The organism is Ulvibacter litoralis (assembly GCF_900102055.1).
In the GTDB taxonomy this organism is placed as follows: domain Bacteria; phylum Bacteroidota; class Bacteroidia; order Flavobacteriales; family Flavobacteriaceae; genus Ulvibacter; species Ulvibacter litoralis.
The window spans coordinates 576756-598119 of the sequence record NZ_FNBA01000002.1; the positions used below are offsets into that span (position 1 = coordinate 576756).

The 21364-nt window shown below is 34.8% G+C and carries 18 protein-coding genes; 12 read left to right on the forward strand and 6 right to left on the reverse strand.

What is annotated here, in order from left to right:
- From BLQ00_RS08720 to BLQ00_RS08745, 6 genes are all read left to right on the forward strand, one after another.
- The gene (locus BLQ00_RS08720) at positions 1–744 is read left to right on the forward strand and encodes an ABC transporter ATP-binding protein (RefSeq protein WP_093143219.1); all 744 of its coding nucleotides are present in this window, start codon (positions 1–3) and stop codon (positions 742–744) included.
- A 2-nt stretch (positions 745–746) separates the two neighbouring features.
- Positions 747–1967: an ABC transporter permease gene (locus BLQ00_RS08725; protein WP_093143222.1), complete on the forward strand. Its 1221-nt coding sequence runs from the start codon at positions 747–749 to the stop codon at positions 1965–1967.
- A gap of 6 nt (positions 1968–1973) precedes the next feature.
- Positions 1974–3011, forward strand: a complete 1038-nt coding sequence (locus BLQ00_RS08730; protein WP_093143224.1) for a sensor histidine kinase — start codon at positions 1974–1976, stop codon at positions 3009–3011.
- Between the two features lie 3 nt (positions 3012–3014).
- Positions 3015–3749: a LytR/AlgR family response regulator transcription factor gene (locus tag BLQ00_RS08735; RefSeq protein ID WP_093143227.1), complete on the forward strand. Its 735-nt coding sequence runs from the start codon at positions 3015–3017 to the stop codon at positions 3747–3749.
- 153 nt (positions 3750–3902) lie between these two features.
- The gene (locus BLQ00_RS08740) at positions 3903–4493 is read left to right on the forward strand and encodes a DUF6515 family protein (protein ID WP_093143229.1); all 591 of its coding nucleotides are present in this window, start codon (positions 3903–3905) and stop codon (positions 4491–4493) included.
- 285 nt (positions 4494–4778) lie between these two features.
- Positions 4779–5969 (forward strand): hypothetical protein, encoded by a 1191-nt coding sequence (locus tag BLQ00_RS08745; RefSeq protein ID WP_139149380.1) that lies wholly within the window; start codon positions 4779–4781, stop codon positions 5967–5969.
- Positions 5970–6053: 84 nt separating this feature from the next.
- Here the strand turns inward: BLQ00_RS08745 and BLQ00_RS08750 are convergent, their stop codons facing one another.
- The 3 genes from BLQ00_RS08750 to BLQ00_RS08760 form a co-directional block, all read right to left on the reverse strand.
- On the reverse strand, positions 6054–6686 hold the full coding sequence (locus BLQ00_RS08750; RefSeq protein ID WP_093143234.1) for a DUF6702 family protein: 633 nt from the start codon (positions 6684–6686) through the stop codon (positions 6054–6056).
- A gap of 13 nt (positions 6687–6699) precedes the next feature.
- Positions 6700–7698, reverse strand: coding sequence for a YHYH protein (locus tag BLQ00_RS08755; RefSeq protein ID WP_093143237.1), 999 nt, complete (start codon positions 7696–7698; stop codon positions 6700–6702).
- Between the two features lie 232 nt (positions 7699–7930).
- Positions 7931–8668, reverse strand: coding sequence for a hypothetical protein (locus tag BLQ00_RS08760; protein WP_093143239.1), 738 nt, complete (start codon positions 8666–8668; stop codon positions 7931–7933).
- Between the two features lie 412 nt (positions 8669–9080).
- On the opposite strand from BLQ00_RS08760, the gene BLQ00_RS08765 reads away from it, so the two are divergent.
- From BLQ00_RS08765 to BLQ00_RS08780, 4 genes are read left to right on the forward strand one after another with little or no spacing between them, the layout of a single operon-like run.
- Positions 9081–10526 (forward strand): RimK family protein, encoded by a 1446-nt coding sequence (locus BLQ00_RS08765; protein ID WP_093143242.1) that lies wholly within the window; start codon positions 9081–9083, stop codon positions 10524–10526.
- A gap of 3 nt (positions 10527–10529) precedes the next feature.
- Positions 10530–11756: a glutamate-cysteine ligase family protein gene (locus BLQ00_RS08770; protein WP_093143244.1), complete on the forward strand. Its 1227-nt coding sequence runs from the start codon at positions 10530–10532 to the stop codon at positions 11754–11756.
- Positions 11753–12445 (forward strand): N-formylglutamate amidohydrolase, encoded by a 693-nt coding sequence (locus BLQ00_RS08775; RefSeq protein WP_093143247.1) that lies wholly within the window; start codon positions 11753–11755, stop codon positions 12443–12445. Before BLQ00_RS08770 ends, BLQ00_RS08775 begins: the two co-directional genes overlap by 4 nt.
- A gap of 29 nt (positions 12446–12474) precedes the next feature.
- Positions 12475–13428 (forward strand): calcium/sodium antiporter, encoded by a 954-nt coding sequence (locus BLQ00_RS08780; protein WP_093143249.1) that lies wholly within the window; start codon positions 12475–12477, stop codon positions 13426–13428.
- Between the two features lie 10 nt (positions 13429–13438).
- On the opposite strand, the gene BLQ00_RS08785 is transcribed toward BLQ00_RS08780, so the two are convergent.
- Positions 13439–14194: a LytR/AlgR family response regulator transcription factor gene (locus BLQ00_RS08785; protein WP_093143948.1), complete on the reverse strand. Its 756-nt coding sequence runs from the start codon at positions 14192–14194 to the stop codon at positions 13439–13441.
- Positions 14195–14219: 25 nt separating this feature from the next.
- Positions 14220–17192, reverse strand: coding sequence for a sensor histidine kinase (locus BLQ00_RS08790; RefSeq protein WP_093143252.1), 2973 nt, complete (start codon positions 17190–17192; stop codon positions 14220–14222).
- A gap of 194 nt (positions 17193–17386) precedes the next feature.
- Here BLQ00_RS08790 and BLQ00_RS08795 point away from each other — a divergent pair, with 194 nt between their 5' ends.
- Both BLQ00_RS08795 and BLQ00_RS08800 read left to right on the forward strand, forming a co-directional pair.
- Positions 17387–18436, forward strand: coding sequence for a hypothetical protein (locus BLQ00_RS08795; protein ID WP_093143254.1), 1050 nt, complete (start codon positions 17387–17389; stop codon positions 18434–18436).
- A gap of 311 nt (positions 18437–18747) precedes the next feature.
- On the forward strand, positions 18748–20265 hold the full coding sequence (locus BLQ00_RS08800) for a hypothetical protein (RefSeq protein WP_093143257.1): 1518 nt from the start codon (positions 18748–18750) through the stop codon (positions 20263–20265).
- A 315-nt stretch (positions 20266–20580) separates the two neighbouring features.
- On the opposite strand, the gene BLQ00_RS08805 is transcribed toward BLQ00_RS08800, so the two are convergent.
- Positions 20581–21321 (reverse strand): acyl-CoA desaturase, encoded by a 741-nt coding sequence (locus BLQ00_RS08805; RefSeq protein ID WP_093143259.1) that lies wholly within the window; start codon positions 21319–21321, stop codon positions 20581–20583.
- Between the last annotated feature and the right edge of the window lie 43 nt (positions 21322–21364).

Here is a 21364-nt window from a genome sequence, read left to right on the forward strand (position 1 = left end):
ATGAGCAAAGAAATCATAAAAATTAAAGACTTAAAACGTGAGTTTAGAATGAGTACTGAAACCGTACACGCGTTAAAGGGGATTTCATTTACCATTAATGAAGGAGAGTTTGTCACCATCATGGGGTCTAGTGGTTCGGGAAAGAGTACCATGTTGAACATCTTAGGATGTTTGGATCAACCCACTTCTGGATTGTATGAAATAGATGGAGTAAAAATGAAGGACTTAAGCAGAAACGAACTTGCGACTATTAGAAATGAAAAGATTGGGTTTATTTTTCAGTCGTATAACTTATTGGCAAGAACTTCTGCTATCGAAAATGTAGAATTGCCTTTATTATACAATAGTAAAGTATCTACGTCAGAACGACGAGAAAGAGCTATTAAAGCATTAGAAATGGTGGGATTAGGAGATCGATTGCATCACACACCTTCACAGCTTTCAGGAGGACAACAACAAAGAGTTGCCATTGCTAGATCGTTGGTTAATAATCCTGTGATGATATTAGCAGATGAAGCCACCGGAAACTTAGATACGCGAACTTCATATGAGATTATGTCTTTGTTTCAGGAATTAAACAAACAAGGCATTACCATCACTTTTGTGACACATGAGCCTGACATCGCAACCTTTAGTAGTAGAACTATTGTCTTAAAAGATGGAACTGTTATTAAAGATTATCAGAATGAGGACATTCAATCGGCAGCCAATGAATTAGCAAAATTACCTAAAGAAGATCATTAATTATGAGACTATTAAATCTATTAAAAATCGCGTTTAAAGCCATTGTTCTTAATAAAATGAGAACACTGCTAACCATGTTGGGTATTATCATTGGTGTCGCTTCTGTAATCGCTATGTTGGCCATTGGAGAGGGGTCTAAGGAAAGTATTCGTACTACCATCTCAGCAATGGGTTCTAATATGATTACCATTAAAGCTGGAGCCGATACTCGTGGAGGGGTTCGACAAGAAGCAAGCGTCATGGAATCGCTTACTTTGAGCGATTATGAGGCGATAAAAAAACAATCTACCTTATTAAGTTATAGTTCTCCAATGGTGGAGGGGAAAGGTCAGGTGATTAACGGTTCTAATAACTGGCCGTCTTCTATCTATGGCGTGAATCCTGATTATTTGAACATCAAAGTAATCGATTTGCAAAGTGGAAGTATGTTCACCGATCAAGAAGTGCAATTGGCTTCTAAAGTGGCTTTAATTGGTCAAACGGTCGTGGACAATGTGTTTCCCGATGGTCAAGACCCTGTAGGACAAATGATTCGTTTTAATAACATTCCGTTTAAAGTGATTGGTGTGTTAGAAGAAAAAGGAGAAAATACCTTTGGACAAGATCAAGACGATGTTGTAATTGCGCCTTATACCACCGTTCAAAAGCGTATTTTGGCTATTGATCATTTAAATCAGATAATTGCGTCGGCTATAAGTGAAGAAGATGCACCAGAAGCTGTGATAGAACTGACTGAAATTTTGCGGACACAGCATAAATTAGCCGATAGTGAAGACGATGATTTTCATGTGCGCTCTATGGAAGAATTGATTTCAACCTTTAGTTCTACCAGCGAAATGCTTACAATTCTATTAGTTGCTGTGGCGAGTATATCCTTACTAATTGGGGGAATTGGTATTATGAATATTATGTATGTTTCAGTAAAAGAACGTACTAAGGAGATTGGATTGCGGATGGCAGTTGGTGGGAAAGGCTCAGATATTTTAATGCAGTTTTTAATTGAAGCGATTTTAATAAGCATTACGGGAGGTCTTTTAGGCGTATTATTGGGCTTAGGAGCCACCGTTTTTATTGAAAAATTCTTACATTGGCCTACCAGTGTAGCCTTGTATTCTATTGTCATATCTTTTGCAGTTTGTGCAGTAACAGGTATCTTCTTTGGATGGTATCCTGCTAGAAAAGCATCAGCTTTAGATCCAATAACTGCTTTACGTTACGAATAAAAAACGATGTATCAGAATAAAAACATAACCGTATTATCACATTTATTAGTTTGGCTCATGCTAGTCTGCTTGCCTTACTTATTATCGTATGGGCAAGAACAAGATGTTAGCAGGCTAGTAGCTCACTTTTGGATTCCATTAATGTTTTCGGCAATCATCTTCTATCTCAATTATTTTGTACTGATAGACCGGTTTTTATTTCCTAAAAAAATGATACAGTTTATCGTTATCAATACTGCGATCATTGCGTTGTTTTTATTTTTGAAAGAAAACATAGAAGATATTTTTTTTAAGGATATCATAAAAAGACGTTCTGAGAATGAGGATGGAGGAGGTCCTCCATTTAAAATGGCGATGTACATACAAGTGTTGTCATATATGGCGCCTTTGTTCTTTTCAATTGCTTTAAAATCAACCAAAAGATGGATTAGAACGGAAGCTGAACGGAAGGAAGCGCTTACTTTTAAGCTTCAATCTGAGTTGCAACATTTGCATTATCAATTGCAACCCCATTTCTTTTTTAACTCATTAAACAACATTTATTCGTTAGTCGATATTTCTCCAGATCAGGCAAAATCGTCGATTCACAGTTTGAGTAAATTGATGCGTTACATGCTCTATGAAACAAACTTGGAGGTTGTTTCTCTTTCAAAAGAAATTGATTTTCTTAAAAAATATATCGATTTAATGAAATTACGGGTGTCTGACAAGACGAAAGTCCATTATAGTTTCCCTTCGGAAGAGACTGGAATTCAAATTGCACCTTTATTGTTTATTTCATTGATAGAAAATGCCTTCAAACATGGCGTATCTTCTACAAAGGAAAGTGAAATTACGATTACGATGACATCTGATGGCAGCACAGTATTATTTTCTGTTGAAAACGATAACTTTCCGAAGAAAACAGACGATAAAAGTGGTTCAGGAATCGGACTTCAAAATTTAAAGAAACGACTTGAATTATTATACTCTGGGAAGCATGAGTTTCATACCATTGAAAAAGACAATCGTTTTATAGTAACCTTAGAAATAGAAACCACTTAAATTATGAGTACTCAAAAAATTACTTGTGTTATTGTTGATGATGAGCCTATGGCGCTTAATTTGGTGGAAAGTTATGTGGAAAAAACACCGTTTTTAAACTTAAAGAAAAAGTGTAGTAGTGCGATTGAAGCGATGGAGTTTTTAAAAGAACAACCTGTAGATCTCCTTTTTTTAGACATACAAATGCCAGATTTAACAGGGATTGAATTTTCAAAAATGCTTCCCAAAAACACACGCGTTATTTTCACCACTGCTTTTGATCAATACGCATTAGAAGGTTTTAAGGTGGAGGCGTTAGATTATTTATTGAAGCCTTTTGATTATGCCGAATTTTTGGCTGCTGCGAACAAGGCGAGCACCTGGTTTTCAATGGTAAATGGAAAAGTGGAAACGACACTTTCCGAACAAAAAGAATTCCTTTTTGTAAAATCTGAATACAAACAATTGCGAATTAAACTCTCCGATGTATTGTATTTTGAAGGATTAAAGGATTATATCAAAATATGGTTAAAGGACAATCCGAAGCCTATTTTAACATTGATGAGTTTAAAATCGCTACAAGAAGAATTGCCAGAAAGCCATTTTATGCGCGTACATCGGTCTTTTATTGTGTCGTTAAAAAATATAGAAGTAATAGAGCGGAGTCAGATTATTATCAATAACCAACGCATCACAGTTTCGGAGCAGTACAAGCCTAAATTTTTAGAATTTGTAGCAAATAATTCGCTCAATTTATAACATATTCATCTATAAAATCACCTAATTAGAAGATGTAACAATGTTGTTCGTCTATTCCCTTCCTTTTAGCCCATAATTTCTTTAAACCATAGCGACATACTGTAGTCAAAGAATTGACAAACAGAAACAGTTTAATTTTAAATTCGAGGAATTATGAAAGCATTTAATAAAGGATATTTAGTAGTAGTTATTTTTTTAGTGGCTTTTTCGTCTCAAGTTTCAGCACAATCTAGAAAAACGACGAAAGAGAAAGTTGTGGTATCAACAACTACAAAAAGAAGTACTGTTAGTAAAAGAGTACCGAGTACAAAGGTGACTTACAAGACACCTAAAAAGAAAGTAGTATCGGTACGAACTGTTCCAAATAGAACGGTGGTGAATCATAATGGACAACAATACTATTATGCAAATAATAAATACTATACACAGTCTAGAGGAAGATATATTGTAATTGCGCCAAAGGTTGGTTTTAGAGTAAAGGTATTGCCAACAAATTATAGAAGAATACAATATAGCACTCACAATTATTACAATGCAAATGGGGTTTTCTATGTTCAAATCAACAATCAATACGAGGTGGTAAATCCTGAAGTGGGTACCCTTGTATATGAACTTCCTGAGGATTATGAAAAAGTGGTTATTGATGGGGAAACCTATTATGAATACGCAACAATTTTATACGAAAAAGTACAGGTTAATGGTACTAGAGCCTATGAAGTCGTTGGTATTATAGAAATGGAATAAAAGTTAATTTTTTGGTTGGTTAGTGTGAAAGGAGGGTAGTCTGTAATAGATTATGCTCCTTTTTTTATGAATAGGCAGAAAGTTTTCTGTGGCATTTTCCGAAGAGAAAGACCACTTTACATCAATCTAAACGTGTAACATATTGTTTATTAGCTACTTCTGAAGAGTTATTTTTGAAGAATTAATGATTTGATTGACATTTAAATTAGGATAGTTTAATTATTTAAGTTAATTTTAAATATCGCAATACATTCTTCCCCAGCGATTTACAAATTATTCTAATAAGTGAATACACCGAAACCAAATAGACTTTTAGGGTTTTTATGTGTTGTTTGTTTCTTGAATTTTGGACAGGTTTTCAGTCAAGATCAAGGACCTAACGATGCAATGGGAGCGGAGTCTATTGCTGAAAAAGATGCTAGAGAAGAAAATGAAATTCGGAATTTGTTTTTTAATGAAGAAAAGGATTCAGTTTCCAGTTCACAAAGTGAAGATGATCGTATTAATGAGAGACTTGAAGCATTAAAAGAGAGCATTAGTCAATTGCTACTTGAGCAAAAACGGATTGAATCATTATTATTGGCAAAAGAAAAACAAGCAACAGAAAGTATAGCACCTAAAAAGTCATCAACCTTACTTATTACTCCAAAAGAAAATAATACGGATACACAAGAACGTACTTTTACTTCCCTAGAAGATTTCACAGAAAAAGAGACTCCCGTTTTATTGATTGGTGAAATTGAAAACGCAGACGATTTGAGTAGAACGCCTTCCTTTTCTGAAGGGGCAGCTAGTATTACCATCGTACCAACTAAAAATACTATTCTGAAAGAAAGGTTAAGTCCGGAAAACCCTAACACTTATTTAGTTAAGGAGACTATTGATACTAGTAGCGTAGGGGCTTTAAAAATACATCGTGTATTTATTGAAAAAATAGGTGAAGCGGAAGCCGATCAAGCATTGAAAAACAAAAAGCAAACAGGAAAATCCTTTAAAGGATTGGAAAGATCTTCAGTGGCAAAAAGTCAGAAAGTATATGCCGATTTTAATGGTGATAGAATTAAATTTAATGCACACATTAGTTCGGTCGATGTTGCTGCGGAATGTACCACGATTAATTTTGATACTAAAAATTGTAAACCGTTAGTCGTTTTTAATACAATAGGTGGTTATCTAACATCGCTTAGTTTACCAGGAAGTGATAGAGATTTTTTATTGTTTTCAGCAACCATAAATAAAGACGAATTTAGAAAATACTTCTTATTTGTACTTCGGAATAATGAATGGGAGTTGGTTATAGACAGTTTTTCCATACATAAAAGCAATCAACAAGAGGTGGAAGTTCCTATTCGTGTTGATCCAAACAATCCAGACAATTTAATGCGTTATTATTCTGTTTTCAATTTAGACAATAACCTAACTACTGTAAATCCGTGGATTTTACGAGAAGAAAGTGTTCCTAAAAAGTCTTGGTGATTTTTTAGCGTATTTCCTATAAAACAAAAATGTTGCTTTCGTATTGAAGCAACATTTTTGTTACGTATCATTTGGTTTGATTTCTTACTTCTGAAAAACCTTTCGTTCCTTATATTTCTTTTTAACCATAGCAAAACAAGACACCAATAGTAAAATTGCTAAAGAAACAACGAGCATTTTTGAAGAGAAATAAGTAGGTTTTGTCTCTGCTGTTTCAATAAATCGATCTGTCGTTATGGCTAGCGTTACAGTATGTTCGTTTGCATTATTTAAAATGAAATGTTCTTTATTAAAACCATCTTTCAATAGGACCAAGGCACTTTGGTTTCTATGAATATCTTTAAAAGCACTATTTTTAATTTCTACGGAAGTTTGTTCCGAAGGGACATTAAAAACTTCAAAAACAACTTTGGTTTCATGGCCTAATCTTACATAACCATCACTTAATGTTGCCATTTGATTTTCATTAAATTGAATAAAAATATTTTTCTTGAAATGTTCTAAAACCATTTGCTGAAACTCCTCTGGTGTTTTATAGGGAGTTTCAGAAAAATGAGTCTTTATTTCTTGCTGAAAAGCTGAAAGTGAAGCACTAATTTGTAGTACCCACGTGTTGTTCTCTTTCTCAACCAGCATCGTTGTAGAAACATCTGGTTGATGTGCCTTTGCTGAAAGAGTAGTTATAATACAAAGTAAAAAAATGATTTTTTTAAACATGAGTTCTTAAGTTTTATTCAGCATAAGCGCCGTACAAACAATCTAAAAAGTTATTGCTTCCAGGAGCATCTGCATGATAGTGATATCCTCTAGTTTCATCATAATGACCTCTACAATCGTCTAAGTCGGTAGGTTCATTACCATCAGCATCTAATTGTGCATAAAATCCGTGACCGTCCATTGCATACCCAATCATAGGTGCATGCGAATCCTCTTGAGCAATTTGTGTAGACACTCCCGTTGTAGCATGATAGTGATATCCAGCATTTAAATTGATATGTCCTCCAGCATCGTCAAAAGGCGCTAGGGTATACGCTCCTAAAATAGCATCGGTTGGTGCAGGAGCGTCAAAAACAACTCCGTTAAAAGCAATTCCACGTTGTGTAGGTCCGTTGCTTTGGCCTGGAGGCCCTCCGAAACTAAAATTAGTCGCAGTACTTTGTTTCACAGGAGTAATTGGAAGCAAATAGGTTTGGGTTAAATCTGCAACATAAGAAGGTAAACATTCGACGCAAAAATTCTCGTATTCTTCACCTACTTCTGGATTTGCTGCATTGGCGCAATCTTCTAATGTTTCAGTAGTATAAATAGCTCCATTCGCATCGTACATATGCCAAGTAGTATCATTATAAAATGAAGCCATATTTTCAATAAAAGCACCATCTACGTCATATACTTGACCATTTTCTAACCAAATTCCTCCTGCAGAGGCGTCGTCAGAAATATTATCAGGACACCAAGGTCCCATCTCGTGATCGGAAGGGGTACTACTTGTAACTATTTGATAGCATTCTGTTACAGTTCCGTCAGACAGGGTGCAAGGCACTGTTGTAATGGTTACTGCGGAAGTGTTTGTTAAAAATTTTGAGGCATCTACATTTACCACAGTACCTTCGTTGGTACTCGTTTCCGTTTCAGTAGTTGAATCGTCACTACTACAAGCAATAAAACAAACAATGATGATTGCTAAAGCTGAAAGTAGGAATCTGATATTATTGAATTTAAATTTCATGGGTTCCTGTTTTAAGTATTGAACCTCAAAAGTGCGTATTAAAATAGTACCAATTTTATGCTTTCAGTGAATGAAGGTTGCAATTCAGTGAACCTTATTTTTTATTCATTAAAGAATTTTATAAATAAAGTATGAGGCTCAAATTGGTCGCTAAAACGGAATAAAACTTTATCAGTATATGATTAGGAAAAAGAGAAGGTGCTGAAAAGTTGTGGAATAGTGTTTTGAAGTATTAAATATATTTTTCCACGATATCTTCAGGTTTGATGACTTTCGTTTTAGCCACAAAGTTCATCAAGAGATATACGGCTAGGATATGACATATAATAGCTATTACTGTAATTGCTTTTGCAAAATATAAAAACTCATTAACAATAATTAATGTCATTTGTATAAATGTAAATATACCTGAAGTAAGTATTATGATACCGTTTTTATAATTATCATTTATATATATAATAGAAGTGGTTACGATATAGATAATTAAGCTAATTGAACAAAGAAATGTAAAATACAATTGATTGTCTGATACGTTAAGTACTAATAAATCAAGTACTGTATATAAAACATAACTAATTAATAAAACACTTAGTAAGACAGATAATGAAAGGATGGATCTTAATTTACTTTTATTTAAATACTTTTTAAGACTTAGGGTATAACAAATTAAACTCGTAGAAGTTAATATTGCTGTCCATGCAAAGTATTTTTCAAAAGAATATAAAGACAATACATCTGAAGCTAACATTGTAAGCAAAGCAAAAATGAAAAGAGGCCTTGCTTTTTTCTTTGTTAAACTTAAGTATTTTATAATAATGATTATAATAGTAAGTGGTAGCACATATAATAATTCTTCTTTATTCATTAAAAGACTAACTATAATAGTCGCTAAAAAAGAAAAATAAAATAGAACATCAATGGTATTTTTCTTATTAAAAAGAGTGCTAAAAAATGATTGTTTTTTAGGCATTAAGAAAGATAGAGTTGGTTTTTTGTGTATATCAAATATAAATAATTTGCACCTAAAATAACGATACAATGTATTTAGATTCAATCTATAATAGTAGTTGTTAAAAATATGATTAGATATAGAACATCATTTAGAAAAAAAACACTTCATTTTCCGAAGAGAAAAAAATAAAATAGCTACGAAAGTAACCTCAAAATACAAACTAGAAGATATGATTTTTAAAATAATTGAAACCCCTGCGTTATGTTTTGGCTATCAATGTTGTACACGTAGTGTAAATGCTAGTAACTTTCCTAAAATTCAATCGAAAATAAGACGTGAGGACCTATTTAAAATAATTAATTGTAAGTATAGTTGGATTCAAAAAATAGATTACATTTACTCAAAATTTTAATAGCGTATCGCGCTCTGAATGAACAAATATATTGTTGTAAATCAACCTGAAAAATGGAATTTTTCAATTGATAATATTACAGTGATTTCCTCCCAAGATTATCTTACAAATCCAAAGTATGCTCTTTTAAAAAATGCACGAATTTTTAATTTGTGTAAAGACTACTCGTATCAATCTAAAGGATATTACGTGTCACTTTTGGCGGAAGCCAGAGGTCATTTACCAATTCCAACCACAAGAAATATTGTGGATCTTAAAGCCTTGAAGCTTGTTCGAATCGTTTCCGACGAGTTTGACGATGTAATCCAACAAAGCTTAAAAAACATTAAATCGCAAGATTTTACGTTGAGTATTTACTTTGGACAAAACGTAGCTCAAAAATACAAAGCCTTGAGTGCGCTATTTTACAAACATTTTCAAGTACCATTTTTACGTGTCAATTTTAATCATACTACAAAATGGAACATTCAAAGCATAAGAGCGATCTCAGAATCTGAAATTTCTGCCGAACATATGCCGAGTGTCCATGAATTTGCCAATCAGTATTTCGCTAAAAAACGATACGATACCGTGAAAGTAGCCAATTACGATTTCGATTTGGCAATTTTGGTGAATCCAAACGATCCTGCGCCCCCAAGCAACCCCAAAGCTTTAAAAAAGTTTGTAGAGGTGGCCGAGAAGATGAATATTTATGTTGAAATTGTTGAACCTAAAGATTTATCACGACTTTCTTCGTTTGACGCGTTATTTATTCGCCAAAGCACCGAAGTAAATAATGAAGCCTACACTTTTGCGCGTAAAGCACAGCAAGAAGGGATTGCTATTGTAGATTATCCAGATGCTATTTTAAAATGCTGCAATAAGGTGTACATGGCCGAAGCTTTACAAAATGCCAACATTAGTACGCCTAAAACCATGATTGTACATTCAAACAATCGCAATGCTGTGTTAGCACAAACGGGCTTACCATGCGTGTTAAAAGCACCAGATTCAACCTTTTCTTTTGGAGTGAAAAAAGCTAAAACCAAAGAAGAATTTGATGTTTTGGTGACTGAAATGCTGAAAGAATCTGATTTAATTATCGCGCAGGAGTTTTGTCCTTCAGACTATGATTGGCGTATTGGAATTTTAGATAACAAGCCTTTTTTCGCATGTAAATACTATATGGCGAAAGGCCATTGGCAGATCTATAATTGGAAAGCTACCGATAAAAATGAACAAGATGGTGATGCCGATTGTTTGCCTATTGAAGACGTTCCAAAAAATGTAATCGATGTAGCGCTGAAATCCGCAAAATTAATGGGATTAGGTCTTTATGGCATCGATATTAAAGTAGTAGACGGTAAATTAATGGTAATTGAGATTAACGACAACCCAAATATTGATTTTGGGGTTGAAGATGCCTATTATGGTGATTTAATTTATACTGAAATTCTTTCAGCCTTAAAAAAACGCTTAACATAAATCATGGCAAAACCATATCACTTATTCGAAGTTTACGGGATTGAACTTGAATACATGCTAGTTAACAATGATAGCTTCAAAGTGGCACCCCAAGTGGATGAACTGCTCATCAAAAAAGCGGGCGAATTAATTCCGGATATTGAAAATGGAGATATTGCTTGGAGTAACGAACTTGTAGCACACGTTATTGAGCTAAAAACCAACGGCCCTGCAAACAGCACAGATGATTTATCGGAGAAATTCCACGCAAATATTTTAGAAATTAATGAACTCTTACAACCCCTAAATTTACAATTATTAGGTTCTGCAGCACATCCTTTAATGAACCCAAATACCGATACACAACTCTGGAAACATAGCTATAGTGAGGTGTATGCACTTTACAACACTATTTTTAATTGTAAAGGTCATGGTTGGAGCAATGTGCAGAGTACACATATCAATTTGCCTTTTTTCGACGATTCAGAATTTGAAAAATTACATGCTGCCATACGTATCATTTTGCCACTTATACCAGGGCTTAGTGCAAGTTCTCCAGTTTTGGAAGGTAAAATAACAGGTTTTAAAGACTCGCGATTGGAGTTTTATAAAACCAACCAAAAGGAAATTCCAGAGTTAACAGGACTTGTTATTCCGGAGCAGCTATTTTCAAAACAAACGTATCATACAGCCATTTTTGAACCTATAAAACGAGCTATTGGTCCTTACGATAAAAATAAAATACTAGATCAATATTTTCTGAATTCTCGAGGTGCTATTGCACGTTTTGATCGTAACGCAATTGAAATACGCCTTATCGATATTCAAGAGTGTCCGAAGGCTGATATTGCTATCTGTGCTTTGATTATTGAAGTTTTGAAAGCGATTGTAAATAAAGAATTTTGTTCCCTTCAAGCTCAAAAGAGTTGGACCGCACAAGATCTGTTTGTAATTTTTGACGCAGCTATAAAACAAGGGGAAGAATTACAAATTGTAAATAAAGACTATTTGAAATTATTCGGAATGAAAACACCTGCAACTGTACAAGATGTATGGAAGCATTTGTATCAAACTGTAAAATCAAACTTGCATCCTTCACATCACGATGCTATTGAGCTCATTTTGGAAGAAGGAACTTTAGCCACTCGATTATTAAAAGCCATTGGTACTGATACTTCTGAAAAACACATTATTTCAGTGTACCGTCAACTTCAAGAATGTTTGAAGACGAATAACTTATTTCAATCGTGAAACTTCTTTTAACCTGTGAGCATGGAGGAAATAAAATTCCGAAAGCCTATAAAAACTTCTTTCATACTCCTGTACTAAAAACCCATCGTGGGTATGATTTAGGAGCTTTAGATCTTTTTCAGTTTTTGAAATCGTTGTCTGATGCTTCATTTTTTAGTACAACATCGCGATTGTTAATAGAACTCAATCGCTCGTTACATCATAGAAATCTTTTTTCAGAATTTTCTTCGGAATTTTCTAAAAAAGAGAAAGCCGAACTTATAACAACGTATTACGTTCCATACCGAGCAGCTGTTGAAAAAAACATCAAAAACGAAATTGAAAATGGTGAATCGGTGCTTCATCTTTCCATTCATAGTTTTACGCCAAAACTTCATGGAGAAAAAAGAAACTGTGACATCGGTTTATTATATGATTCGAAGAAAAAAAAAGAACAAGAATTCTGTAAACAGTTTAAAGAGGGACTTTTGCAACAAGATTCCAGTTTACAGGTACGTTTCAATTATCCGTATTTAGGGTCAGCTGATGGATTTACAACCTATTTAGGAAAGCAGTTTCCGAAGAACTATATAGGCGTTGAAATTGAAGTAAATCAAAAGTTTGCTTCGGAAAATGTGCTAAATCTTGAATTGAAGAAATGCATATTTACTGCTATTGAAAATTTTAAATCAATGAATTACAGTTTTTAATGTTTAATTTTAATTAGAAAATAAATACGATGCTCGTTTCAATACTTTTAGTCTTAATCGGATTTGTATGTTTGATCTTTGGAGCCAACTGGCTTGTAGATGGCGCCGCTTCATTAGCAAGAAAGCATCATATTTCTGATTTGGTAATAGGTTTAACAATTGTTGCTTTTGGTACTTCTGCACCAGAATTGGTTGTGAACTCGGTTGCTTCAGCCAATGGTTTATCTGATCTAGTATTAGGAAATGTAATTGGCAGCAATAACTTTAACTTGTTTATTATATTAGGGATAGCAGGATTGGTGTATCCAATTACAGTACAGTCTTCAACAGCATGGAGAGAAATACCAATCTCACTTATCATTACAATATTCTTTCTAGTACTTGCAACTAATTTTTTTAGCACGCAAGTTTCAGAAATATCTAGACTTGACGGAATTTTATTCCTATCACTATTTATTTTCTTTTTATACTATGTTTTCAGTCAATTAAAAGTCGAAAAAACGGAAACAATTGTCACTATTCCGATGTCAAATGTTAAAATCTGGGGTTTCATTTTGTTAGGATTTGTCGGACTCATACTAGGAGGGAAGCTTGTGGTTGATTACAGTATCGATATTGCCACGGAACTAGGCGTGAGCCAAAAGATTATAGGATTAACCATCATTGCAGCTGGGACTTCCTTGCCCGAATTGGTAACTTCCATCGTGGCAGCCACTAAAAAGAATAGCGACATTGCTATTGGAAACGTGATTGGCTCCAATATTTTCAATATTCTTTTAATTCTTTCTATCAGTTCCTTAATTCACCCTATCACCTTCAATCAGAATTTTAGTCAAGATATCTTCATCTTGATTGGAGGGACAATCTTTCTGATAATCGCAATGTTTACGGGGAAGAGAAAAAAACTGGATCGATGGGAAGCGTTGTTATTATTATGTTTTTATCTCTGCTATACAGTTTATTTAGTTTCAAAAGAACTATAAAAACGTCTTTTTAACGCATCAATTCACGCATGATTTGAAAGAAGCTTTCTTTTTTGTCTCTAGCGATGGACAGTTTTTTACCATCATTCATAATTAGAAACCCTCCGTCCTTTTTGTTGAATTCTTTAATACTATTAATATTCACAATATACGAGCGGTGTGGCCTGTAAAAGTTAGAGTTCTGCGCTAATTGATCTACAAAATACTTGAGCGGTTTGGCAATTAACTCTTTTGAACCGTCTTTTAAATACACATGACTGTACATCGAATCTGCTTCAAAATAGAGAATGTCTTCGTAGTCGATAAAGATAATTCCTCTAGGAACTTCCAATGCCAATTTTCGTTTCGAAAGGTTTTTGAAAGATTCCTTTAGAAGCTTTAAATTTTGCGTGATGTCATTCTTCTTAGAAGCTTCCATAGCTTTTGCTATGGCCTCTTTTAATTCAAATATATCAACGGGTTTTAATAAATAATCTATCGCACTCAATTTAAAAGCATCTACAGCATATTTGTTATAAGCGGTAATAAAGATAATTTGAAAATTAATTTCTTGATTTTCAAAAAACTCTAAGATTTGCAAACCGGAGTGTCTTGGCATTTCAATATCTAGAAAAACCAAGTCAGGCTTTTCTTGCTTGATAATCGCAACACCATCTTCTAGGTTTCCTGCGTTGTAAATCGTTTCAATTTCAGGACAGTTTTCTTCTAGTAAGATTTGAATTAATTTCCTTGCTTTTTGTTCGTCGTCTATAATTAATGCTTTCATGAGGTTCATTTTTGAAGGAGTACGATTATCCTTGTGGTATTTCAATTACAACTTTTGTTCCTGTTGCATCGACTTCTGGGTTCACGTCTAGAATGTCCACTTTAATTTCCGTAGTGCGATTTTTATTGAGTAACGTAACGCGTCGCTCGTTGGCTGAAGTTGCAAATGATTTATGAAGTTGTGGTTGAGAGGTTTTTAATTTTTGACTGGCAATTCTTCCTATGCCGTTGTCTTGCACAATGACTTGCAATAGTTTCGTGGTTTCATTATAAGTGAACGTCAAATCTAACTGTCGTTCGTCTACATGTAATAATCCGTGTTTTAACGCATTTTCTACATAGGGTTGTATAAATAATGAAGGAACATACAAAGAGGCAAGTGGGACGTTAACATTAACATCTATGCGATACTGAAGTTGCTCTTCGAAGCGTACTTTTTCTAGTTCGAGGTAAAGTTTTATGGCTGCTATTTCTTCTTCAAGTGTAATGCTGTTTTCTCTCGATTGGTCTAAATACATGCGAATTAAACGCGAAAACTTCACCAAATACGAACTCGCTAAATGTTTTTCATTATTTACAATATACTCCTGAATACTATTGAGCGCATTAAATATGAAATGTGGATTCATCTGCGAACGTAAATTCTCTAATTGCAATGAGTTCAGTTCATTATCCAAAGCCAACTGAGCCAATTCTTCGTTCTTCTGAATTTCTCTCTTTTTTATTTTTCTTCGGAAATAATACACCACAAAAACAAGCAATGCTACCATTAATCCAAACCACAACCACATCGATTTATAGAAAGGGACAACTACATCAAATTTAATTTCTACCGGACTCATCTCTGAAGTATCCATTCCTTGCGCTCGCAATTGGAAGGTTAATTTTCCTGCGGGTAAATTGGCAAACTGAATTTCGTTAGTACCAGCTTTTAAAGGCGTCCATTCTGTATCGAGTCCTTTCAAGCGATATTCATATTTTCCGCTAGAGAGTCCTCTTAATCCATTAGCGTTAAAAGTGATGCCTACTTTCGCTTCATCTTGTTGTAATTGATACGCATCCTGAAGAGGTTGTAGGTTGTTATTGATACTGACTTTTGTAATGTATAAAGTAGGGGTGGTAAGTTCTTTAAAAGCGTTGTTCTTGTCAATAGAGAATACTGTTTCGTTTGAACTGAAAAAAACGTGATTGCCTATGGTGACTATATCCTTGATGCTATAACTAGGAATCCCATCTCGTTTTTTAAGATTTTTGAAAGTTTTTAGCTTCGTATCATATTGCTGAATCCCCTTATCGGTAGCAATCCATAAAAAAATCCCGTCAGCGGTTATGCTGTTAATTCGGTTCGATAACAATCCGTTGTCTTCAGAAAGACTCCCAACCACTTGTGTTTTATGTATAGCATATACACCATGTTGAAAAGTGGCTGCCCAAACCGTTCCATCTTCAGTAGAAGTGATGGCAGTAGCAAGAATGGCTGAGTTGTTTGGCGTTACTACTTCAGTTTCAGTATAAGAAGCATCCACAGCAATTAGCTCATCCACCATTGCAAAATAACGATATTCAGAAAGGGGATTGTAAAAACAGGTGTAGCCCCTTTTGAATTTAGAATATATTGCATTTTCTTTTGGATACGTATCTTTCAGCGGATACTCTAACTCAAATCCACTATTAGAATTTACGGTAATAATTGTTTTCGCATCAATAAATTCGAGTTCTTTAGTCGTACCTAACTTTATAGGCAAGGCACTCACATTGTTTGGACTCAGGTTTTTTGCTAAATAGCTTTTGGTTTCTTGCATGAAACCGTATTCATTTCTATAGGCATCGTAAAACAGTGTACTTATAGCGCGTCCTTTCGGAAGGTCAAATTCTTTTTTAGTACGTGTTTCAGCAGTGTATTCAATAGCATCTCCAGAGGTTGTTCCAATTAAAACAGAAGATGCAGGTCCTTGAATCATCCGACTTGGTTTTCCAAAATGAGAAGGAATATCAATCGTATCAATATAAATATTCGGAAAAACAAAAAGACCGTCTCGTGTTGTGGTTACCCAATAATTATTGTCTTGATCTCGAGTTACATCGCTCGTAAAAACACCTTTTAAAAAATGGTTACTGAAAGTAAACGCTCCATTTAAATAGGTTCCAGTTAACACACCATCGCTTGTCGTAAACCATACTGTGTCCTCGTAAAATGTAATCTTCGTTACAACAATGCCATTCAAAGCTTCGGGAATTTCAAGAGGGATCCATTGACTGCCATTCCATTCAAAAAAGTGTTTCTTTAATTGACTGTTCTGAAAATAATACAATGTATTTCCGTTGGGTAATTCAATGATTTCTCCTACACCATTCCGCTCTTTACTATGTGCAAATGCTTTAGGTAATTGGTTTATTTGAGTTTCATGTTCACCCTCCATCGAAAAAATAGCACCTTCATTCCCATACCAAAGTTGATCTCCCACCTTTTTAGTGATAATGTGATGGCCTAAGAATTTGCCAGAATCTAACGCCTTAGAATGAATCACTGTCTTCTTTTTTGAAGCAATATCAATCGCAACAATCAATTTATTAGCACTTACATAAATATATCCATTATGATAGATCACGTTTCCGAGCTGGCCTTTTAAAATATCTTTTAAATCGGCAAAAAGCACCAGTGTTTCCCCTTCAGCATAAAAAAGTTGTCCCGAAATATTAATACTCCACACACGCTGCTCTTCATCGAGTACAGGTTCAAACATAGAAAGCCCTCGTTTTTGTGGATGTTCAAACGTTTTATAAGTGGTCCCATCAAATCGTGTGAGTCCTTTGTTTCCCGCCAACCAGATAAATCCTTTGGCATCTTCTAGAATTCCATAAAACTCTTTATCGGGCAATCCTTCTTTTTCAGTGATGTGAATGCTCACAGGATTTTGCGCATACAATTGACAACCTAACACGGAAATCAATAAAAGAAGTAGGAAGCGCATTTTGATCATAAAAACAAAGATTAGCATTTTTTTCTTTTCTGAAATTTTATTTTTCTGAATAACGCTATGGGCTTCTAAAGGATACGCTCGTAATGCACCCTATTTGAGTGAGATACGGTTTAGAAGCGGAAACCGTTCTTCAGAAGAAAAGCATTTTTGAAGCATGGTATTAGATTCATATTTGCCAAGAATTTAGTAACGAATCATAAAAATTAACACAGATGAATACACGAATCAAAATTTCAGCATTGGCATTGATAACATGTTTATGTTTCTCGGCAGATGCAAATGCACAATTCTTAAAAAAGTTAAAAGCAAAAGCAGACAAAGCATTAAACGGCGATGCTAAAAAGGATGCCAAGGAAACGGCCGCTGCAGTAGATACCCATACACACAATCCTTGGCATGCGGAGCACGTTGGCGGAATTATATTTTATGGAAAGCGTTTAGAAAAAACATCTTCTGGAAATGACAGTGCCGCAGGTGTAGTAACCGAACATGTAGTGGGAGGTCCTAATGCTTTGTCTATGCGAGCGTATTTTGATAAAGATTACAAAACGTATTGTGAAGGGTGTGACAATATGGACATTCGATATACCATTGCGGGAGTTTCTTTTTCAACCAGAGATCTTAGAATAGAAAATCCGCCGATTTATCGCAGAATGGCAAGTGCCATTAGCTACTACGATGCTAAAAATTATGCAGTAGGAACCCCTTTAATTTCTGAAAAAGGATATTACGAACAAGATTACACATTACAAGAAGATACATTTAGAATGTTATTAAATAAAGTAAAAGATAAGCTTACTCCAGGAGCAACTCTTGAGATGAAAGTGGAAGTGTTAGCAGAAAAAGATAAATTACCCCAACCTATTGTACTTGCTGAGGGGTCTATCAATTTAAAAATCACGGGTGAGTCTAATACGCTACAAGGTCCAAATTGCCGTTGTGGTAAGCCAGGAATGACCGATGCTAAATTAGAAAAAGATGTGAAAGAGGCATTTATGTTTCAATTTGATGATGTAAAAACAGTACACAAAGTTGTATTATTAGAGCGTAGTTTCAGACAGAATTATGACAACAGTTATCCTACAAAAAATGTGATAGCCAAAGGCATGGATGCAAACATTATTTATGAAGGAAATGACGGTGTCGTTATGAATATTAAGCGATATATATTTTTCAATAAAGAAGGTACTGGGTTTTCTCCAAAAGTGAGTATTGGGCAGCATACATTTTTCCTTCCAGTTTCGCCAACCTGCGTTAAATAAAGAGTTTCAACAACTAACCATTGCTGTAAAGCCCTGTAATTTAATTACGGGGTTTGGTGTTTTTAGCAAGCAGTTTTCTTCGGAACGTGTCGTAAAATAGGGCAGTAGTATTTATGGATAAAACGAACGTGCTATAGCATTTTTATAGATTCATAAAAGTGAATATTTCAGAAGAAAAAGAAATTGAAGTACTGAATTTTCAGAAAAAAGAATCGCTTTAGAAGCTAATACCGTTTTTCAGAAGAAAACAATTTTCAGAAACCTTATAGCTCACATATTTGCAAAGTATAACAATCATTAAATTTTTAAACATGAAATTAATTAAACTAACCGCCTTGGCTTTACTAACGTTGTTTGTTTCTTGCGAACAAGAAATAACTCCAAGTATTGAACATACTGAAGCGAATTTAACCACTTCAACAACTGTTCAAAATAGAGGGGTTACAGGTACTATTATTAGAAATAGAACCAAACTAAAGCAGCGAAAAAATTCACGGTATAGAAGTACCATTGTTGTCAACGATCCAACAAACAATGTTGCCGCGGTTGAGGTGCAAATGTTGCCTATGAATCATGTGTATCCTTCTCCAGCAACCTATACAATGGAGCACACGGGGAACGAAGGAGAAAACAAAAAATTTAAGTTTAATACGTTACATTTTGAAAATGGTGAAGCAAATGGATGGCCTTTTAAACAAGTAGCTACGGCAGTAGATGCAAATGGAGAACCTGTAGGAGATACTTTAGAGCAATGGGTAACAGCGCAAGACAATGACGGTGTAGACAACACTTCTGTTAGTGTTAAAAGAGCAGCCAATCAAGAGGAATTCATTATTCAAGCCACCTATGTAACAGAAAACGAAGGGGATATTACTTCCGCTAGATTTTTCTTTAATGAGATTGAAGGCGTTGAATATTCAATTAAGGAAAAAACGACACCTGTAGAAGCAAGTGTCACTACTAATGGAGAAACAGGAACCACTGAAGTAACCTTAGAAGTACGCGTAACGATTAGTTATGAAACGGCAAATGGTCAAAAACCATTTGTAGACGGACAAGCTGTTGGAGTTAATATTGAAGTTCGAAATGCTGCAGGAGAAGTAATGGATGACGATTTATTTAATGTGGATATTGAAGATGAAGAAGCCTACACTTTTAAAAATTTTAAACATAAAACAACGCCTACAAAAGTATTTCGCATAAGGGGACAAGTGTTACCAGCGCCTACGAGTGGAGCCCCTACAGCTAATGCGGGTCCCGCAAATAATTTAACAATGACAATCCCTGAAAATGTTACAAATCAAGGAGCCTATACAATTGTACTTAATGCGAAGGACGGAACCGATGGGACTGTATTTGTTGGAAGGTTAAAAGGGGTAGAAGAGATTCCTGCAGGAACCACTTATACGTCACTTGTAAAAGCGTTTGATGAGAATGGTAAGGAAGTAGCCTCAAAGGAAATAACTATTACAGTAGAAGCATTTCAACAGCCCGAAGGAATTGAAATTCAAAACCACAGACTTAAAAGAAATGAAGGAGAAGATACCTACACATTGCGAACACGAATTATAGGAGAAAATAGAGCAGATGTTGCAATGGTAGATGTGTTTCTAACGCCACTAGATGGAGGAGCAGAGGCAGACCCTGAAGAATTTGATTCGTATTTAGTAAACACAACGGAATACAATAAAACCTTCAAAAATAAAACTGTGGAGTTTGACGATCCAGATGGTGTTGTAGGAATGCAGTATTCGGTTGAGTATGCATTGATTAATGCCGCAGGAGATGATATTGGATATATAGAAGCGTATTTATATGCTGTAGAATAGTTTTTATTCTGAAAATTATAAGGTTTGTTACCGTGTTGATTGCTATAGTCGGCACGGTTTTTTTTAAATCAAAGAAGGATAAATTGCATTCACAAATTGGAAACTACCTTTTAGAAGCTTAGAATGGCCTGTCAGAAGAAAAAGAAACCTAGCGCGCCAAAAAAGCACAAATTTGCATCATATTATTTGAACAAGTATAGGGTTTGTAAAAACAAACAATCAGGTTTGAAAGATAGGTTCGGTTTATGAATGATAACCGTGGTGCCTTTGGGGAAGGGGACTGCGGTTATTTCTTTTAAAAGGTATCAAATATTATTACTTCTTCACCTTCATAGGCTTCAACTGAATCACTCCAAAAAGATCTAAAACACGAATAATCAAATAGGTTACGTCTATTTCATACCATTTCACCCCAAAATTAGCTCTGCTGGCATGTCTGTGGTGGTTGTTATGATACCCTTCGCCCATCATTAAGAAATCGAAACGAAAAAGGTTTTTACTCGTGTTTTTCATTTTATAGTTTACATAGCCGTAAATATGTCCAAACCAGTTAATAATTACACCGTGAATAGGTGCCATTAAAAAAGTAATTGGTAATAATAACCATTGCCACCATGCGGTTGCGAAATAAGCGAAAAACAGAATGTACAGACTAATCCAAAGTACTCTAGACAATCGAGAACTTGCAAAAACATCAAAATTTTTCCATTGCGGCACGTTTTTAGTAAAACGCTGGTCTATTTCAATACGCTGGTTGTTAATGTCTTGATAGATCGTTTTTGTTTTCCACATCATCGCAAATAAATTAGCATCATGTGAAGGAGAATGCGGATCTTTTTCAGTATCTGTATACGCGTGATGCATCCGGTGCATGATTCCGTAACCATAGGCACTCAAATAACTAGAGCCTTGAAAAATCCAAGTCAGAACGAAAGTAATACGTTCCATTGTTTTTGACATGGTAAAGACTTGATGTGCAGCATATCGGTGTAAAAAGAAAGACTGAAAGAACAGACCTCCATACCAAAGTACTAAAACGAAAATAAGGACTATCATAACTATTTTTTACAAAGATAATTTGATGCAGTAAGCAAAACAA

Excerpts from the sequence above, each read along its gene's own strand:
- BLQ00_RS08780 (WP_093143249.1), top strand. The coding sequence starts at position 12,475 with ATGCTCGTTTCAATACTTTTAGTCTTAATCGGATTTGTATGTTTGATC.
- BLQ00_RS08800 (WP_093143257.1), top strand. The coding sequence starts at position 18,748 with ATGAAATTAATTAAACTAACCGCCTTGGCTTTACTAACGTTGTTTGTT.
- BLQ00_RS08735 (WP_093143227.1), top strand. The coding sequence starts at position 3,015 with ATGAGTACTCAAAAAATTACTTGTGTTATTGTTGATGATGAGCCTATG.
- BLQ00_RS08805 (WP_093143259.1), bottom strand. The coding sequence starts at position 21,321 with ATGATAGTCCTTATTTTCGTTTTAGTACTTTGGTATGGAGGTCTGTTC.
- BLQ00_RS08785 (WP_093143948.1), bottom strand. The coding sequence starts at position 14,194 with ATGAAAGCATTAATTATAGACGACGAACAAAAAGCAAGGAAATTAATT.
- BLQ00_RS08770 (WP_093143244.1), top strand. The coding sequence starts at position 10,530 with ATGGCAAAACCATATCACTTATTCGAAGTTTACGGGATTGAACTTGAA.
- BLQ00_RS08760 (WP_093143239.1), bottom strand. The coding sequence starts at position 8,668 with ATGCCTAAAAAACAATCATTTTTTAGCACTCTTTTTAATAAGAAAAAT.
- BLQ00_RS08795 (WP_093143254.1), top strand. The coding sequence starts at position 17,387 with ATGAATACACGAATCAAAATTTCAGCATTGGCATTGATAACATGTTTA.
- BLQ00_RS08790 (WP_093143252.1), bottom strand. The coding sequence starts at position 17,192 with ATGCTAATCTTTGTTTTTATGATCAAAATGCGCTTCCTACTTCTTTTA.
- BLQ00_RS08720 (WP_093143219.1), top strand. The coding sequence starts at position 1 with ATGAGCAAAGAAATCATAAAAATTAAAGACTTAAAACGTGAGTTTAGA.
- BLQ00_RS08725 (WP_093143222.1), top strand. The coding sequence starts at position 747 with ATGAGACTATTAAATCTATTAAAAATCGCGTTTAAAGCCATTGTTCTT.
- BLQ00_RS08730 (WP_093143224.1), top strand. The coding sequence starts at position 1,974 with ATGTATCAGAATAAAAACATAACCGTATTATCACATTTATTAGTTTGG.
- BLQ00_RS08765 (WP_093143242.1), top strand. The coding sequence starts at position 9,081 with ATGAACAAATATATTGTTGTAAATCAACCTGAAAAATGGAATTTTTCA.
- BLQ00_RS08755 (WP_093143237.1), bottom strand. The coding sequence starts at position 7,698 with ATGAAATTTAAATTCAATAATATCAGATTCCTACTTTCAGCTTTAGCA.
- BLQ00_RS08750 (WP_093143234.1), bottom strand. The coding sequence starts at position 6,686 with ATGTTTAAAAAAATCATTTTTTTACTTTGTATTATAACTACTCTTTCA.
- BLQ00_RS08740 (WP_093143229.1), top strand. The coding sequence starts at position 3,903 with ATGAAAGCATTTAATAAAGGATATTTAGTAGTAGTTATTTTTTTAGTG.